This is a genomic window from Amphritea sp. GJ51-11 (assembly GCF_055808735.1).
Genome location: NZ_CM147881.1, coordinates 443,863 through 460,303, shown reverse-complemented (window position 1 = coordinate 460,303; position 16,441 = coordinate 443,863). Strand labels below are relative to the sequence as shown.

Genomic DNA, 16,441 nt, shown 5'->3' with positions numbered 1-16,441 from the left:
CGTAATTGATTAACTGGCGGGTATTTTCAGTACCTGACCAATCATAATATGATCGGCACTGCGCAACCCATTTGCCTTGCGTAAAGCAGCCAACGATACACCGTTCCTGCTGGCAATAACAGAGAGAGTGTCGCCCCGCATCACCTTGTAGTGAGCTGACGCTGACTTGCTGTTACCCTCTTTCTGCCACGCTAACCATGTAAGGGCCGGAGGCTTCGCGGTAAAGTGTGCTTTGATGCCGGCAAAAACAGCCTGAGCCATTTTCCGTTGATAGGCTTTTGATTTTAGCTTAGCGGCTTCATCATGGTTGGTAATAAAGCCGGTCTCAACCAAAATGGAGGGAATATCCGGCGATTTCAACACCACAAAACCCGCCTGCTCTACCTGTTTTTTATGCATTTTAGCGAACTTGCTCATATTCCGGTGAATACTATGGGCAATATCTCGGCTATCACTGCGGCTAGCGGTCATCGACATATCTAACAACACCTTGGCCAGCACATCATCTTTATCTTCCAAGCTGACACTACCAACGCCGCCAATCAGATCGGCACTATTTTCTTTTTGTGCCAGCCAGCGCCCCATCTCACTACTGGCCCCTCGAGGCGATAGCACCCAGACCGATGCACCTCTGGCTCGATGATCGCGAAAGCCATCCGCATGGATCGACACGAACATATCCGCATTCATCTTCCGGGCCCGTTCGGTTCGACTGCGCAAGCTAATATAATAATCGCCATCCCGGGTCAGCTTAGGCTGAAAGCCTCGTTCTTTGTCCAACAATGCTTTCAGTTCTCGGGCGATTCCCAACACCACGGTTTTTTCTTTCACTCGTCCAGGCCCAATCGCACCCGGATCTTCGCCACCATGCCCCGCATCGATAGCGATAATAATATCCCGCCGCGAAGAGGGATCATCCACCGAAGCCACTGCTGTTTTTGGCTGCTCTTCGTCAGCAACATCCCGATAAAGGTCGACAACTAAGCGATCCCCGTATTGATCATTCGGTTTTAAAGCAAAACTCTTGGGTTTTACATGCTCATTGAGTTCCAGCACGATGCGCAGATCTTTACCGCTATTACGAGAACCCGAACGCATTAAAGAGATAGGACTATTCGTCAGATCAACCGATGCGAGATTTGATTCTAGTGTCGCCCCCGACATATCCAGCACAATACGGTCAGGTTTTTTTAGGGTAAACAGCTTATGCTGCACTGCTGACGAAAGGTCGAATACCAGCCGTGCATGATCCGGCGCGATCCACACCCGCACATTATGCACTTCAGCCGCATAGGCGCTGACAGCCCCAAACCCGCCGATCAGTAATAGCACTAATAGCCAGAAGCGTTGCATCATGCTGTTTACTCTTCCCCTCATATACCCTGCATATCCTAGACACTCATGGTTTATCAATTAACACGCGAACACTTAAGCTTATCGGCCAACAACTGACCTTTTTCAGTCTGCGCCTGCCAATGAATCCGCCGACCTCTATTTTCAACACCAATATTGATCAGTAGATCAGCCAGCGGCAAGGCACCCTCGCCCTTTTCCGGCCACTCTATCAGACAGAGGCTCTGATCGGTGAAATAGTCGCGAATCCCGAAATATTCAAGTTCTTCTGGATCACCTAAGCGATACAGATCGAAATGAAATACGGTCAATTTCTCTAATTCATAGGGTTCAACCAGTGTATAGGTAGGACTCTTAACCGAACCTTGATGACCGAATCCCTGCAGCACACCCCGACTCAAGGTTGTCTTACCCATACCTAAATCGCCATTGAGGAAAATAACCTCTCCCCCGCTGGCCGCCTGAGCGATCTGCCGACCAAACATCACCATCGCTGTTTCATCGGCAACGAACACACTGTAATCTGCTTCTTGCGGCACGCTATTATTCCTCACAAGCCATTAACCAACAAACGCAATTGTGCCAATAGATCCGTCGCTTGCATACCTCGAGCACCATATTCTGCCGCACTTCGATCCGCCGCCGCCCCGTGTAACCAAGCCCCCAACCGAGCAGCATCCGCAGCGGATAACCCTTGAGCGATTAAGCCACCAATCACGCCACTGAGCACATCACCCATACCTCCACTGGCCATGCCAGGATTACCGGTGGGATTAAGGTGTAGAGCATCACCATCAAAACTCAGACTACCTGGCCCCTTGAGCAGGGCTACGCCGCCAAACGCCGATTGTAGCGCGACCACAGCGGCAAAGCGGTCTGCTTGCAGTTCGGCTACCGTGCAATCGAGCAATCTAGCCGCCTCACCCGGATGAGGCGTAATGACCCAATGCTCGCCTTCACGCTGACCAAACTCACCTCGACGCTGCAATAAGTTTAAGGCATCGGCATCCAGCACCAGTGGTTTGCCACTTTTAAGTGCGACCATTAACAGTTGTTCGCCCCAAGCGTGCTGCCCCAATCCCGGCCCTACCACCAGCACAGTGGCTCGCTCAATCAAAGCCTCAAGCTCCGCCCCCGAGCGCACCCCCACCGCCATCGCTTCGGGATAACGGCTCAACAGCGCTGCCAGGTGCTCCTCACGGGTAGCCACGGTCACCAAACCGGCGCCACAACGCCCCGCCGCTTGCGCCGCCATTACCGCAGCGCCTCCCATACCTCGATCACCACCAATCACTAACACATGCCCACAACTGCCTTTATGGGAAGTTTTAGCGCGAGCAGGCAGCAAGTGACTGACGTCATCAGCGCCGGTGATAAAACCGGACACATCGACCGCCTCATACACATCATCACTCACCCGCAGATCGTCAAATAGCAGTTTGCCGGTATATTCAGGCCCTTGATGGGTCAACAAGCCACGCTTCACGCCAATAAAGGTCACGGTCATATCGGCCCGCACAGCAAGCCCCTGAACCACCCCGGTATCGCTACATAAACCCGAAGGGATATCCAATGCCACCACCGGCAATCCGGCACGATTAATCTGCTTAATCGCTGCCTGATAGGGATCACGCACAGCACCACTGATACCGGTGCCCAGCAATCCATCCACAATCAACTCGCCGGTAAAGGATTGCTGACGATATAACTCACTAGGCACCGACTCTTGCTGCAGCCACTCCCAAGCCTCACGCGCCTCGCCAGATAACCGTGCAGCAAAGTTATCATCACCGACACACAGCAACTGTACCGTCATTCCCTGACGGTGCGCCAAGCCTGCCACTATCAAACCGTCGCCACCGTTATTACCGCCGCCACACAGCAGGGTTAATTTACGAACCTCAGGCCAACGCTGACGCAATCGGTCAAAAGCCGCATGACCGGCCCGCTGCATCAGTTTAAAACCAGGCACCCCGGAGGCGATCGCCATACGATCAAGAGCGCGGGTCTGTTCCGCTGTGTATAATGACGCCGGCAAGTCAGCATGTGACATAACGTATTCTCTGAAAAGTGTTTCTAACTTTATTCCTTATAACCTTATTATATAGCGCCAATGACTCAATACGACCCCGAAACACTGCAAAACCTAGCGATGCAGATCAAAACAGAGGCAGCGGCCCTCGGTTTTCAGCAATGCGGTATCACCGGCACCGATCTCAGTGCCGAAGCCGCGCCCTTGCAAGCGTGGCTAGATAAAGGCTATCAGGGGGAAATGAGTTACCTAGAAAATAACATAGAGAAGCGGCTTAACCCGGCGTTGCTGACCGAAGGTACCCAGCGAATTATCTGTGTCCGTATGAACTGTCTCCCCCCTGATATCGACACCATCAAGATTCTCAAGAACCCAGATCAAGCTTATATCTCCCGTTACACCATGGGCCGTGATTACCATAAAGTTATGCGTAAAAAGCTGACACTACTGGGTAAATCTATTGAAAAACTGATCGGTGAATTCGGTTACCGCGCCTTTGTTGATAGCGCCCCCGTGCTAGAAAGGCCTCTAGCGCGCAATAGTGGACTGGGCTGGCAGGGAAAACATACGCTGATCTTAAACCGGGAAGCCGGCTCTTGGTTTTTACTCGGGGAGCTGTTTGTCGATCTACCGCTACCGGTCGATGCCCCCTATACCGAGGAACACTGCGGCCAGTGTCAGGCGTGTATCGACATCTGCCCGACACAGGCTATTGTAGCCCCCTATGAACTAGACGCCCGCCGCTGTATATCCTATCTAACGATCGAACTAAAAGGTGCTATTCCCATCGAATTTCGCCCATTGATCGGCAATCGGATCTTTGGTTGTGACGACTGTCAGCTCATCTGTCCTTGGAACCGCTTTGCGAAACACAGCGAAGAAGCGGACTTCACCCCGCGTCATCAGCTCGATCATATCTCATTATTGGAATTACAAAGCTGGGATGAGGCGACCTTTCTCAAGCGTACCGAAGGTTCAGCCATCCGCCGTACCGGCTATAGCGGCTGGCAGCGCAATATCGCCATCGCATTGGGCAACAGCCGTGGTGGCGAGGCGGTGCTCAGCGCTCTGCAAGGCATGGTCGATGGTGATGACCCGCTCATCAGAGAGCATGCGCTTTGGGCCTTAGCCGCACAAAACGATGGCACAAACGTCAATAGCAGGCCCATTCTGCAGCACCCCCGAGCCAATAAGCTACCGGACTAATCCATCCTCAGCTTAACTAAACAGCCCGTCAACATCACAGCTCTCCCGTTTACCCAACGTTGCCTGATGATTATGGAGCCACTGATCACAGGCCTCTTGACCCAAAGCCATCAGCCCGGTCAAAAACTGCTTGCTGTTATCATATTTACTCAATCGCCCCAGCCCGTCGAGGGATCTATCACTCTGCAGCACATGGCAGCGCATACCATTCACTTTTCGCTCAGCCCACCCCTGACGCCAGCGAGAATTAGAGCTGTATTGACGAATATTGCTCACCGCCCGCATCTCCCGCATAAAAGTGCTCTGAAACCCTAGTTCAGTAACCCGTTCAGTAATCGATTCGGCTGAGATCGGCAGTGTTTCTCGCTGCAGTGATTGTAATAAAATAATCAGCACATCATCGGCAACACACTCATAGATCAACGGGAAAACCGCCGGATTACCGGAAAAACCGCCATCCCAGTAGTAAGCACCATCGATCTCGATCGCTTTATGAATATTGGGTAAACAAGCCGAGGCCAGCAGATGGGGCAACGCTAATTCACGCTCATGAAACAGCTTTAGCTTCCCCGTTGCCACTTCGGTGGCAGCGATAAATAGTTTAAACGGGCAATCACGGCGTAACTGGTCAAAACAAACCTGCTTTAACAACAGATCTTCAAGAGGATTAATATCCAATAAATTAACATCGTAAGGCGACAGGTAGCGCATCGCATGCAACCAAAATCGTGCCACGGCCCCCTCGACCTGTTCCGGCAAACGGATAGAAAAATCACTGGAAGCCACCGCTAACCAAAATGAAGCAAGCGCTTGCTTTGCGCCTTGCCGCCCACCTAGACGCCAGCCTTCCGCCAGCATCACCGCATTCATAGCGCCAGCACTGGTGCCACTGACACCCTCGAAATTAATCCAAGGTTCGTCCAATAGACGATCCAATACCCCCCAAGTAAATGCGCCGTGAGCACCACCGCCCTGCAATGCAAGATTGATAGACACTGACTTCATAAGCACCTCTGAGTAACATTAACGACAAACTTGTGCACTGCACAAAAAATAACACATTAATGATGACTTAAAGATGAATACTATTCGTGTAGATAAGCTTCTAGAGTACTTTTGACGCCAATAGAGCAGAAAAACAAGCGGGCAATATCATCAAGGGAAGCCGATTGTCGCCGCATAATTGCGGCAATGCCGTAGGCAAACGAGTTCGCTTGAGCACTGAAAGCCAAGCGCTATTCGTGGACCAAGAGGGTCGCGGCAGGCTCGCTGAACAGATAACCTTGGGAATAATCAATGCCGAGGGATTCAACAACCTTCTGCACCGCTTCGTTATGGACAAACTCAGCCACGGTCTTAATACCCGCGTTACGCGCAAAGAAGACGATCGCGCGAGTTATCTCATAACTCTTAGTGTCGGTATCGATATGTTTAATATATTTGGCATCGATCTTCACCACATCAACATGTAGCTCAAGAATCCGCTCAAAATTAGAATACTCGGTGCCGAAATCATCAATCGCTAACACAAAGCCCAAGGCTTTAAGGCGACGCAACTGGGCAATATGATTCTTTTTACCGGTTGCACTGATGCCTTCCAAAATTTCAAGCACCAACTGCTTCGGCGGCACAGCATATTGACGGGTCTTTTCACTTAAGTAATCTTCCAGATACTCCATTAACAGGTCATCTTCAGTGATGTTAATCGATAGCATCAAATTGGTGCCGGCGATCTTAGCCAGACCTTTATCAATCATTAAACGAGTAATGGTCGGAAATAACCCAGATAACTTCACCGCATTCAAAAAGTGATACGGCGTATAGATAGTGCCGTTATCCTCAAGACGCACTAGCGCCTCATAACTGACAATTTTCCCGCTGACATTATCGCGAATACCTTGGAAATAGGGCATTACACGATTGCTATTCAATGCCCGATGTAACAAACCATTCCAGTGAATATAGTTGCGGCGTAGCGCTTGATCCGGCTCATCCTGTTCGGCGTTATAGAGATGAAAACGATTTTTCCCCAACCCTTTCGCCTGACTCATAGCCTGAATAGCCTGTTCGAACACACCATTTTGTCCGGTTGCGCCACCCGCCGTGAACGTAATACTGAACATCTGATTATCGATCCCCAACGAGTGTGAAAACAGATAGTCTCTGAACCGCTCAATCCGCTGTTGCAAATACACCGGTGATGAATAATAGAGCGCAAACTCATCGGCATTAATACGGTAGAGCTCGGCATCAGGAAACTGTTGCGCCAAAAGCTCTGCCACTTCACACAAGAAACGATCACCGAATTCAGGCCCGTAGGCGGTATTAATAAAACGAAAGTTATCCAGATTGAGCAACAGTAGTGACTGCCTGCCAATATAACTGTTCAGTTTCATCTTTAACTTTGACTGATTTGGTAGTCCGGTTAGGCTGTCATATTCAAGAGCGATCAGTAGTTGCTGTCGCTGCGCTTCAAGTGCCTGCTCTTGCGCCTGTTTAGTCAGCACAATACTAACCATTGACGCGGCAACATCCAGTAGACGAGTATGAAATCCCGCCGGAGAGCGGTGTTCAAAGGAAGATAAAGCAAAGGAGCCAATCACGCCGCCATCTTGCTCACGCACGGGCATCGACCAGCAGGCACACAAATTAAAATCACGGGCCAGTGGTTGAAGATCGGCCCAACGAGGGTCACTAAAGGTATCTTTAACAAATACTGGCTCATTGCGCATCACTGCATTACCGCAGGAACCACCACCCGGCCCCGGCGACAAACCACAGAGTGCATTAACACCGTTGGCCGGTACACTCGGTGCAACTAAAACATTGAGAAAACCCGTCTGTTTATCCAGCAACATAACCGTCGCAACTGAATTAGGCAGTAGTTGTTCGGCCATACGACATAAGGCATTAAGAATATCGAGTGAGGGTGCATTATCAGCAACCTGAGTAAAAATCGCCTGCTGCAGACGGAGGATTTTATCCAGATCCTCGGCCGACATGGGCAATTGTTCTTCAGAGAGTTGCTCAGAGCCAAACCGATTGAAGGTATCGATTTTATTGATCATACAAGGGCGCCTAAACACTCAAATCGGTGATATTCAGATAAACACTTATGCATACATATCCTGTGCAATAAACAACCTCTTTTATACATCAGTCCCTACATCTATACTCCGTTAGCGACGAATTAACAAAAAATGGACGGAAAACGGGTATCAAAGCTCAACATTAACGGCTACTCAGACATCATTTAAAAAGGTTTTACGATAATGGGCCAGCTCATTAATCGAGTCGACAATATCATCCAGCGCTAGGTGTGAACCCTTTTTAACGACCCCATCAAGCACTTCAGGTGCCCAGCGGCGGGCCAACTCTTTAATTGTGCTGACATCCAGATTTCGATAATGAAACCAACCCTCTAATTCAGGCATGTATTTAACCAAAAAGCGCCGATCCTGACCAATAGAATTACCACAGATAGGCGATGCACCTTGATCAACATACTTAGCCATAAAAGCGATGGTATCGAGTTCTGCCTGTCGCTCGCTGATCTGCGAATCCCGAACCCTCTGCGTCAATCCTGATTGACCATGCTGATTGGTACACCATTCATCCATGCCATCCAACAGCGCATCCGACTGATGGATCACCAGATTTGGCCCTTCGGCCAGAATATTCAGCTGTGAATCTGTTACGATGGTAGCAATCTCAATGATCCTGTCATGCTCCGGATCTAAGCCGGTCATCTCAAGATCGATCCAGATCAGGTTATTCTGCCGTGACATAGTGGTATTCCTTAGTATCAGTACTATATATTTATGACTGAATAGAATACCTTAGCAGGCTGTAAAAATTCACCCCTACACCAGAATTAGCTGATAAATGTCGAAACGAAAACTCAACCGCCGCCAAACATGGCGTGTACAAAAGATTCAAGACGAACGCGCCCAACGCGCGGCCCGCAAAGATTCCGATATCGACCAGCAGTTAGAGGGTGGCGATCTAGGGCCGGAACAACACGGCCAGATTATCTCTCACTTTGGCCGCCAAGTAGATGTTGAAGCCCAAGAAGGCGAAGCCGCTGGGCAAATCTTCCGCTGTCATATGCGTACCAACCTCGATGCATTGGTAACCGGTGATCGCGTTATTTGGCGGGCTGGGGTTGAATATGGTGTCGTGGTCGCCACCCAACCACGTACCACTATTCTGCAACGGCCTAACAATCATGGTGAGTTAAAACCCGTTGCCGCCAATATCGACCAGATCATCATTACCATCGCCGTCGAACCGCTGGCCCATTACAACCTGATTGACCGTTACCTAGTTGCCTCAGAACTAAGCGGTATTGAACCGATTATCCTGCTCAACAAAACCGACCTGATTAATGATGACAACCGTGAGCGCATCAATACCATGATCGAGCTTTACCGCTCAATCGGTTATCAGGTTATGACGGTATCATCAGTGGATAAAGAGGGCCTTGCCCCACTGCAAGCGCAACTAAACGACCGTATCAGCGTATTTGTCGGTCAATCGGGGGTGGGTAAATCATCCCTCATTAATGCGCTACTACCGGGCATAGACCTCAAAGTGGGAGCATTATCCGAAGCCACCCGCAAGGGTACTCACACCACAACAACCGCCCGGCTGTTTCACTTCCCCGATGGCGGCGATCTAATCGACTCCCCGGAATCCGGGAGTTTGCGCTATGGCACATCAATGAACACAACCTACTCGACGGCTTTCGCGAGTTCTCCCCCTTTATCGGCTATTGTAAGTTCCGCGACTGTAATCACGAGCAAGAACCCGGTTGCGCTATCAAACATGCCATTGAAGAGGGTAAAATCAGTGCTCAACGGGTAAACAGTTACAAACATATTCTGAATACCCTGAATCAGAATTAACGGGGACAGTACGGGCGGATGACCGAACAACAGAATCCACAAAATGCTGAGCAGTGGTACCGTTTTCTGATCGACCAGCAACCGCCGGTCAGAGCCAGCATCGTGAAACGATTTCAACGCATGCTGAGGGATAAAAACTGCTCAGTCATTCTGCTGAGTCGTTTTATTAAAACAGACCCTCTGCTGTGCTTTTATGTGGCTCTCACGGCAGGCAAACTCCATGGCGAAAAAAATCGGAAATCACCAGTATTGATCACGCCATCGGTTCGCTGGGAATACAAAAGCTCGAAAAGTTGATCAATAGCCTGCCAACTACTCGCCTCAACCCGTCCAGTACAGCCCAAAAAATGTACTTCCGCTCGGTGGCTAACAGCCACCATGCCGCTATACAGGCGCAACAGTGGTTGATCCAGTGTCGTGGCGGCATGTTTGCCGAAGAGAGCTATCAGGCGGCGCTGTTTTACAACATCGGTCATTGGCTGCTGTGGTATTTCGCACCGGTACATATGTCTAAGATTCAGATTCTAGTGCGGGAAAAACAGGTAAGTCCGGAGCTCGCCGAAGCCCGTATCCTCGGCAGCACCATTGATGCGATATCCAAACGACTCCTAACCCATTGGCCGGTCTCTCCATTAGCTCGGATCACCCTAGAAACCAGCTCACCGCTCAATAAACAGATGGTTCTACAGTTACATCAGCGGGCCTTAGGGGACCCTCGTTTACAGGGCGATCAACTGCGACAGCTTAACCATTTAACGCAACAAAAATTTTTTCCGGTGAAACTCAGTAATTGGCTAACATTCTCATCCAACTTTAGCTGGGCAAGTGAAGCGACCCTGCAGCTGATGGATATCATTAATGACTATCTACGTGCCGAGTTAGATCATACCTCAGCCTTTCTACACAAAAACTGCGCCATGGCAGCACGGCTGTACCATGTCCCCGGCACACTATCTCCTGCCGCTGAAATGCTGATGTTAGAAAGTGACCTAGCACCGGCTTATCGACTGACGCCTACCGATGTCAAACTCTTCGATCTACCGCCGCTAAAACCGGGCCTACTGCCCAAGCAAGAAAAAACAGCCGCAAAATACTCAGCAGAGAGTCTGACCATCAGTTCAGTACGATCGCCAGAGGAACAACAAACGCCGCCTGCCAGTATCAAAAAGGCCGAGCTCGGCCAAAACACAGATTCAAAGCCGATCTTCAAGGCCAATGAGGCACTGCAAAACCAAGACCTTTATCAAACTTATCTCAAAAAATTCAACGACCTCGGGAGCGCTTACAGCCATGGTCCACAGATTTTAACTGACCTTATCAAAGGTCTGGTCAGTGGTGTCGGCATGCAGCGGGTTGCCCTAAATATTCTACCGCCCAACAGCGATACCCTAAAAGTTATTAAAGCGACGGGCTTCGAAGACGGCCATCCAATGCCTCATTCAAGCCACCAGCTAACGCCCAACAGTCTGTTCTACCGACTCAGCCAGAAGCCCGCCTGCTTAATGATTACTCAAGAAAATCGGCAACGGGTCGCCGCGGCACTGCCTGATACCTTCAAGCGTTCAGTGAGCGAACAAAACTACCTGTTTATGTCATTGGTCGCCGCCAATAAATCGGTAATCATTATCTATGCCGACAGAGAAGGCCAACCCAACGGGGTTGAGCCTGTTCACCATCAAAAATTTAAAGAACTGTGTCTCGCAGCTGGGCGCTGTTTGGATCAACTTTATATATCACGCGCCGGAGTCAAAAAATGAATCTGCCACTGGTTATCACCCCATCACAACTACATGACGTATTAGCAGATGAAACACTGCTGATTATTGATCTATCCGCAACAGACAACTACCTCAGAGGCCATATCCCCGGCGCGATTCATGTCGACGCTACCCGGCTATTATGCGGTCAAGGAGATGTGCCCAACAAAATCCCTCATGCGGATCAACTGAGCGCCCTATTCAGCGAAATCGGCCTCACCGCCGAGCGCCATGTGATCGTCTATGATGACCAAATGGGACCTTGGGCCGGTCGTATGATCTGGACACTGCACAGCATCGGCCATCAACACTGTTCATTCCTTAATGGCCACCTCAATGCATGGGCCAACGCCGGCTTTGCCCTACAAACCACCGCCAATGTAGCCACCGACAGCGACTATAGCGCGACACTCAATAACGACTATTTAGCGGATGTTGACTACATTACCCATCATCTAGAAGACAGCGACCATATTGTCCTCGATGTTCGCTCCGCGGCGGAATATAGTGGCGAGAAAGTCATTAACGCCAAGCGCGGAGGGCATATCCCCGGTGCGGTGAATTATGAATGGACCCGTGCACTGGTATCTGACCAAGGTCAACTGCGCCCCGCGGATGAGATTCAAGCCGATTTAGCCGCGCTAGGTGTCACCCAAGATAAAACCATCATCACCCATTGCCAAACCCATCGCCGCTCTGGCCTTAGCTATGTGTTCACAAAACACCTTGGGTTCGATAAGGTACGCTGCTACGATGGTTCTTGGTTTGAATGGGGCAATCGAGAAGATCTCCCCATCGAATCCTAATATACGCTAACCTGAATTTGCCTAAACAATGTCGACTATGTGCGCTTGAGTACCTCAGCCCGCAAGATCGAACAGACGATCAATACCGGCACTTTTATAACGACTTTATAACAACGTTTTTTTCGGAAGCCTAACAGTGAAAGACTCCCTCTTTATTCTGCTGCAACACCTGCTGCCGCAACACCTGCTGTCCCGCGCGGTAGGTTACCTAGCCGAAAGCCGCTGCAACTGGATCAAGCGCACCTTTATCAAGACCTTCGCCAAGCGTTACCAAGTGAATATGTCTGAAGCACTGATTGAAGATCTCGATCAATTTGAAAACTTCAACGCCTTCTTCACCCGCGCACTAAAACCGGATGTTCGCCCACTGGATGACGCCAGTGTCGTGTCTCCCGCGGACGGTGAAATCAGCCAAATAGGCACCATCGACTATGGCCGCATTCTCCAAGCCAAAGGCCGAGGCTATGGCCTCAGCACCCTGCTAGGTGGTCATGCCGACCTAGCCGAGCAGTTTATCCATGGCCGCTTTACCACGATTTATCTATCACCCAGCGACTACCATCGGGTGCATATGCCAGTCACCGGCACCCTACGGGAAAGTATCTATGTCCCAGGCGATCTGTACTCGGTTAATCAAACCACCGCCAAAGGCGTCGACAACCTCTTTGCCCGCAATGAACGATTGATCGCCATTTTTGACACCGAGCAGGGGCCAATGGCTATGATCCTCGTTGGCGCCATGATAGTGGCCGGCATAGAAACGGTCTGGGGTGGTCAAGTGGCTCCCGTACTGAAAAACAGCTGGCGCATTGATCATCAAAAACCTATCGAGCCGGTTGTATTGCAGCAAGGCGAAGAGATGGGCCGCTTTAAACTCGGCTCAACCGTGATACTGTTATTTGGTAAAGATGCCATCGAATGGTCAACATCACTGCAGGCTGATGATCCAGTACGGCTCGGCCAACAACTCAGTGATTAAAAGCCAAGAAGCTTAGCATTATGAATTTAAAGAGATTCCGCGTTAGCGGGTACTTACATACACAATTGTTTCAGGTTTTATTATGAGCTGGTTAGATACGCTTAATACGCTGGGTGTTCAGGTTGATGAGCAGGGAAACTGTCAGGTTTCCGAGGCCAATAATACCGCCACCGACGTAACGATTACGCCATTGACACATTTAGGTCTGTTTGATGTCCTAGGCCCTGATGCGGAAAAATTCCTTCAAGGACAACTATCTTGTGATATCAGTAGCGTCAGCGCGGGCAAAAGCCTGCTCGGAGCTCACTGTAATATCAAAGGCAGCATGGTAAGTCTCAGCCGCCTAATGCCGGTAGACAACGGTTTCTGGCTGCGTACCGAAAGGGCGATTCTCGATACTGCCATGACTAACCTGAAGAAATATATGATCTTCTCTAAGGCTGAGAGTCAAAACCGTACAGACGAGATTGTCGGACTCGGTTTTAGCGGTGCACAGGCCACTGCACTGCTCAGCGCCAAAGGCTTCCATGTACCGGCAGAAGACGGTGATATCAGCAGCGGCTTTAGTGGCCTACTGACCCGCATCCCCGGAGACCGATTTGAACTCTGGTTACCCCTTGGCCAAGCTACAGCGCTGCTAACCTCCTGCGCAGAAGAAGCCACATTAACGGACACCAATGCTTGGATGTTAGCCGATATCCGTGCTGGCATTCCCGCTCTACAGCAGGAAACCGTTGAAACCTTTATTCCACAGATGACCAACCTACAGGTATTCGACGGTGTCAGCTTTACTAAAGGCTGCTATACCGGTCAGGAAGTGGTGACTCGCTTACAGCACCGGGGCAAACTGAACCGACCAATGTTCCGCCTAGCCTTCAGTGCCGACCAACCACCCTTCGCCGGTAGTAGCATTAACACCCCAGATCGGGCTGGTGTTGGCACGGTAGTGAGCGCCGCAATGGCTTCTGAAAACGGCGGTGAGCTGCTGGCCGTGATACTCAAGACCAGCGTTGATGATAACCAAACCCCGTTATTAGTCGAAGGGGTTGAGCAACCGCTAACACGACTTGAACTGCCTTACAGCCTCGACCCTGAACTGTTTGAACGAAAAACACACTAATAATCAGGCGCGGCAGGAATAATTTTCGCCGCCCCATTTTTTCCAACGATGGACCTGATTATACTACCCATACATTTTCATTCTGGAACCCGTTACCATGCCAAAAGCTAGTGAAATAAAAAGAAATGCAGCAATCGACATTAATGGTGAAGCTTACATTGTTCGCGATATCGAGCGCTCAGTCCCTCAAGGACGTGCTGGCGGCAGTCTCTATCGCATGCGTATGTACAATGTTGCGACCAACGCAAAGATCGATGAAACCTTTAAAGATTCAGATATGCTGACACTGGCCGACCTAACCCGTCGTGCAGTGACATTCTCCTACTCAGATGGCGATGAGTATGTCTTCATGGACAGTGAAGATTACTCCTCATACAGTATGAACAAAGAAAACATCGAAGACGAACTGATGTTTATCACCGATGACCTGCAAGGTCTGCACGTTATGATCGTTAATGATGCACCGGTAGCGCTCGACCTACCGGGCATCGTCGAACTGGAAATCACCGAAACCGATCCATCCATCAAAGGGGGTTCTGCAACCGCCCGGACTAAACCAGCAACACTGTCCACCGGACTGGTAATTCAGGTGCCTGAACATATCTCTACCGGTGACCGTATTAAGGTAAATGTCGAAGAGCGCAAATTCACCGGCCGTGCTTAATGCCTAACAAGGCTGCAAAAAACCGCTCATTGTAGCGGTTTTTTGCAGCCTGCAATCTCTGCTCATTACTACTGATGACATCCTTAACAGTGTCTCAACCGAGGTATCCAGTGACGCCATAAAAGTCTCAACCGATGCGGTATAGCGGTTCGGCAGGCCCAGCTCAACATTAATAGCCCGGTGAGATAAATCAATCTTCAACACCTCAGCACGGGCACCCAACGATTTAGCTTTTTGAACAAACAGTTGGGCTTGCTGGCAGGGTGCATCTTTACGCTTTTCTGAGCATACCGCTAAAAAAGGCGCGATTTTTTGCCGCAGCTGAAACATCGGTGAGGCTTGTTGCCAATAAGCCGGCTTTTCGCCAAACGCCTTATGATAAAAACGTCGTGCAGCGCCACCCTGCATAATCGCCTCGACATCATAGACGGCGGAATCCAACGCGATGGTGCCGAGCCAACGCGCGCTCGAGTTATCCTTGTTCGCTAATGCTTGCATCGCAAATGCCGGTTTTGTCGCCAGTAAAGAGACTAAATGCGCCCCTGAGGAATGTCCCATTAAGATAAATTTAGCGGGATCAGCACCCCAGCGAGACGCATGATGCTGCGCATACAATAAAGCCCGCATCACATCCTTCGCTTGGCTAACGGGGTCGGCCTGAGGCAATAAACGATAATTCACCGAGATCAACACAAAACCCTGAGTCACCCAACGCTCAGCTTTATTGTAATAAACCGCTTTTGATGCTTTATCGCCTATTTTCCACGCACCGCCATGGATCATAAAGATAACCGGTGCCTGTTGTGCATTTACCGGGTAATAAACATCAAAGGTTTGCTGAGCATCCTTGCCATAAACAATATCTTCAGCCAGTTGAATGTTCCCCGCGAAGGCTTGCATGGAGAACAACAAACACCCAAGCTGCAACACTCTGGCGAAAAACCTTAGACATCTCTCCCTGTCAGCAACCAACATACCTTTCGCTCCCTTACGATCATTAAGTCCGTGTTAAATCTTTCGTAAAGCCCGAAAAAGCCTAAAGCATTTCGCTTAATGAGGCTCCAGTGTGCGGCGTAAATGCAGACTAGGGCCAATCTGAGTATCGGCCTGATCGGTTTGCAATATAACCAACTCACCATCAACAAAATCCTGCTCCATCCCCAGCATAATGGCCGAACCATTATCGAGATGCAGCACTAACAACGCATCGTAATTAAGTGATTCTGAGGGCACATTTAAATCCGGCGCGATAATATCGATTAACTCTCGCTGCTCATAAATATCAATCGATACCAACCGTGCGGCCAGCGGCAAGCTAATCCAACTACATTGATCCGGCTTTGGTACCAGGGCCTCCACCTCGGCCACTGCCAAGCAACCGACACTAAAACCATCACTAAAAGGATGTCGAGCGACACTCACCTCGATCCAATGCTCATCATCTAAGCGAAAGCGCAGCCAGCAGGCGCGATTCATATCCTGTCCTAAACAGGTATGTAAACCACCGGCCCAGATCTCATCTAAGCGTAGCTCGAACAGCTCCGAGAGACAGGCCTGTGCCTCAGCGTCGAGATGAAAAACTTTCAAACGAACAGTCTCGGTCATTCAATCTCTCCT

15 protein-coding genes and 1 pseudogene are annotated in these 16,441 nt (G+C 50.0%); 8 read left to right on the top strand and 8 right to left on the bottom strand.

The features are described from left to right. Nucleotides 1-9: 9 nt before the first annotated feature. From AC0L4K_RS01930 to AC0L4K_RS01920, 3 genes are read right to left on the bottom strand one after another with little or no spacing between them, the layout of a single operon-like run. Nucleotides 10-1,356 carry an N-acetylmuramoyl-L-alanine amidase family protein gene (locus AC0L4K_RS01930; protein ID WP_473268028.1) on the bottom strand — a complete coding sequence of 449 codons (1,347 nt, stop codon included), beginning with the start codon at nucleotides 1,354-1,356 and terminating at the stop codon, nucleotides 10-12. 53 nt (nucleotides 1,357-1,409) lie between these two features. After that, nucleotides 1,410-1,892, bottom strand: a complete 483-nt coding sequence (gene tsaE / locus AC0L4K_RS01925; RefSeq protein WP_473268027.1) for a tRNA (adenosine(37)-N6)-threonylcarbamoyltransferase complex ATPase subunit type 1 TsaE — start codon at nucleotides 1,890-1,892, stop codon at nucleotides 1,410-1,412. 11 nt (nucleotides 1,893-1,903) lie between these two features. Beyond that, nucleotides 1,904-3,406, bottom strand: coding sequence for an NAD(P)H-hydrate dehydratase (locus tag AC0L4K_RS01920; protein WP_473268026.1), 1,503 nt, complete (start codon nucleotides 3,404-3,406; stop codon nucleotides 1,904-1,906). A 60-nt stretch (nucleotides 3,407-3,466) separates the two neighbouring features. Here AC0L4K_RS01920 and queG point away from each other — a divergent pair, with 60 nt between their 5' ends. Further along, nucleotides 3,467-4,591, top strand: coding sequence for a tRNA epoxyqueuosine(34) reductase QueG (gene queG / locus AC0L4K_RS01915; protein ID WP_473268025.1), 1,125 nt, complete (start codon nucleotides 3,467-3,469; stop codon nucleotides 4,589-4,591). Between the two features lie 12 nt (nucleotides 4,592-4,603). Here queG and AC0L4K_RS01910 read toward each other — a convergent pair whose 3' ends face one another. The 3 genes from AC0L4K_RS01910 to orn all read right to left on the bottom strand — a co-directional run bounded on the left by AC0L4K_RS01910 (nucleotide 4,604) and on the right by orn (nucleotide 8,379). Then, nucleotides 4,604-5,596 carry a patatin-like phospholipase family protein gene (locus tag AC0L4K_RS01910; RefSeq protein ID WP_417225044.1) on the bottom strand — a complete coding sequence of 331 codons (993 nt, stop codon included), beginning with the start codon at nucleotides 5,594-5,596 and terminating at the stop codon, nucleotides 4,604-4,606. 230 nt (nucleotides 5,597-5,826) lie between these two features. Next, the gene (locus tag AC0L4K_RS01905; RefSeq protein ID WP_473268024.1) at nucleotides 5,827-7,659 is read right to left on the bottom strand and encodes an EAL domain-containing protein; all 1,833 of its coding nucleotides are present in this window, start codon (nucleotides 7,657-7,659) and stop codon (nucleotides 5,827-5,829) included. Nucleotides 7,660-7,833: 174 nt separating this feature from the next. Beyond that, the gene (orn, locus tag AC0L4K_RS01900; RefSeq protein ID WP_473268023.1) at nucleotides 7,834-8,379 is read right to left on the bottom strand and encodes an oligoribonuclease; all 546 of its coding nucleotides are present in this window, start codon (nucleotides 8,377-8,379) and stop codon (nucleotides 7,834-7,836) included. A 97-nt stretch (nucleotides 8,380-8,476) separates the two neighbouring features. Here orn and rsgA point away from each other — a divergent pair. From rsgA to efpL, 7 genes and pseudogenes are all read left to right on the top strand, one after another. After that, nucleotides 8,477-9,498, top strand: a pseudogene (gene rsgA, locus AC0L4K_RS01895) (small ribosomal subunit biogenesis GTPase RsgA). Nucleotides 9,499-9,516: 18 nt separating this feature from the next. Next, nucleotides 9,517-9,795, top strand: a complete 279-nt coding sequence (locus AC0L4K_RS01890) for a hypothetical protein (protein ID WP_473269261.1) — start codon at nucleotides 9,517-9,519, stop codon at nucleotides 9,793-9,795. Beyond that, a complete protein-coding gene (locus AC0L4K_RS01885) occupies nucleotides 9,684-11,255 on the top strand; it encodes an HDOD domain-containing protein (protein ID WP_473268022.1) in 1,572 nt (523 codons plus the stop codon). The genes AC0L4K_RS01890 and AC0L4K_RS01885 overlap by 112 nt, the downstream gene beginning before the upstream one ends. Then, nucleotides 11,252-12,061: a sulfurtransferase gene (locus AC0L4K_RS01880; protein WP_417225054.1), complete on the top strand. Its 810-nt coding sequence runs from the start codon at nucleotides 11,252-11,254 to the stop codon at nucleotides 12,059-12,061. Before AC0L4K_RS01885 ends, AC0L4K_RS01880 begins: the two co-directional genes overlap by 4 nt. 136 nt (nucleotides 12,062-12,197) lie before the next feature. Beyond that, nucleotides 12,198-13,040 carry an archaetidylserine decarboxylase gene (gene asd, locus AC0L4K_RS01875; RefSeq protein WP_417225055.1) on the top strand — a complete coding sequence of 281 codons (843 nt, stop codon included), beginning with the start codon at nucleotides 12,198-12,200 and terminating at the stop codon, nucleotides 13,038-13,040. Between the two features lie 82 nt (nucleotides 13,041-13,122). After that, the gene (gene ygfZ, locus AC0L4K_RS01870; RefSeq protein WP_473268021.1) at nucleotides 13,123-14,160 is read left to right on the top strand and encodes a CAF17-like 4Fe-4S cluster assembly/insertion protein YgfZ; all 1,038 of its coding nucleotides are present in this window, start codon (nucleotides 13,123-13,125) and stop codon (nucleotides 14,158-14,160) included. Nucleotides 14,161-14,257: 97 nt separating this feature from the next. Then, on the top strand, nucleotides 14,258-14,824 hold the full coding sequence (gene efpL / locus AC0L4K_RS01865; protein ID WP_417225059.1) for an elongation factor P-like protein EfpL: 567 nt from the start codon (nucleotides 14,258-14,260) through the stop codon (nucleotides 14,822-14,824). A gap of 3 nt (nucleotides 14,825-14,827) precedes the next feature. Here efpL and AC0L4K_RS01860 read toward each other — a convergent pair whose 3' ends face one another. Both AC0L4K_RS01860 and AC0L4K_RS01855 read right to left on the bottom strand, forming a co-directional pair. Next, nucleotides 14,828-15,754 (bottom strand): alpha/beta hydrolase fold domain-containing protein, encoded by a 927-nt coding sequence (locus tag AC0L4K_RS01860; protein ID WP_473268020.1) that lies wholly within the window; start codon nucleotides 15,752-15,754, stop codon nucleotides 14,828-14,830. Between the two features lie 120 nt (nucleotides 15,755-15,874). Beyond that, a complete protein-coding gene (locus AC0L4K_RS01855) occupies nucleotides 15,875-16,429 on the bottom strand; it encodes a hypothetical protein (RefSeq protein ID WP_417225063.1) in 555 nt (184 codons plus the stop codon). Between the last annotated feature and the right edge of the window lie 12 nt (nucleotides 16,430-16,441).

Bases quoted from the DNA above. Each gene is read 5' to 3' on its own strand.
- AC0L4K_RS01930 (WP_473268028.1), bottom strand. From the start codon at position 1,356: ATGATGCAACGCTTCTGGCTATTAGTGCTATTACTGATCGGCGGGTTT.
- AC0L4K_RS01920 (WP_473268026.1), bottom strand. From the start codon at position 3,406: ATGTCACATGCTGACTTGCCGGCGTCATTATACACAGCGGAACAGACC.
- queG (WP_473268025.1), top strand. From the start codon at position 3,467: ATGACTCAATACGACCCCGAAACACTGCAAAACCTAGCGATGCAGATC.
- AC0L4K_RS01910 (WP_417225044.1), bottom strand. From the start codon at position 5,596: ATGAAGTCAGTGTCTATCAATCTTGCATTGCAGGGCGGTGGTGCTCAC.
- AC0L4K_RS01905 (WP_473268024.1), bottom strand. From the start codon at position 7,659: ATGATCAATAAAATCGATACCTTCAATCGGTTTGGCTCTGAGCAACTC.
- orn (WP_473268023.1), bottom strand. From the start codon at position 8,379: ATGTCACGGCAGAATAACCTGATCTGGATCGATCTTGAGATGACCGGC.
- AC0L4K_RS01890 (WP_473269261.1), top strand. From the start codon at position 9,517: ATGACCGAACAACAGAATCCACAAAATGCTGAGCAGTGGTACCGTTTT.
- AC0L4K_RS01880 (WP_417225054.1), top strand. From the start codon at position 11,252: ATGAATCTGCCACTGGTTATCACCCCATCACAACTACATGACGTATTA.
- ygfZ (WP_473268021.1), top strand. From the start codon at position 13,123: ATGAGCTGGTTAGATACGCTTAATACGCTGGGTGTTCAGGTTGATGAG.
- efpL (WP_417225059.1), top strand. From the start codon at position 14,258: ATGCCAAAAGCTAGTGAAATAAAAAGAAATGCAGCAATCGACATTAAT.
- AC0L4K_RS01855 (WP_417225063.1), bottom strand. From the start codon at position 16,429: ATGACCGAGACTGTTCGTTTGAAAGTTTTTCATCTCGACGCTGAGGCA.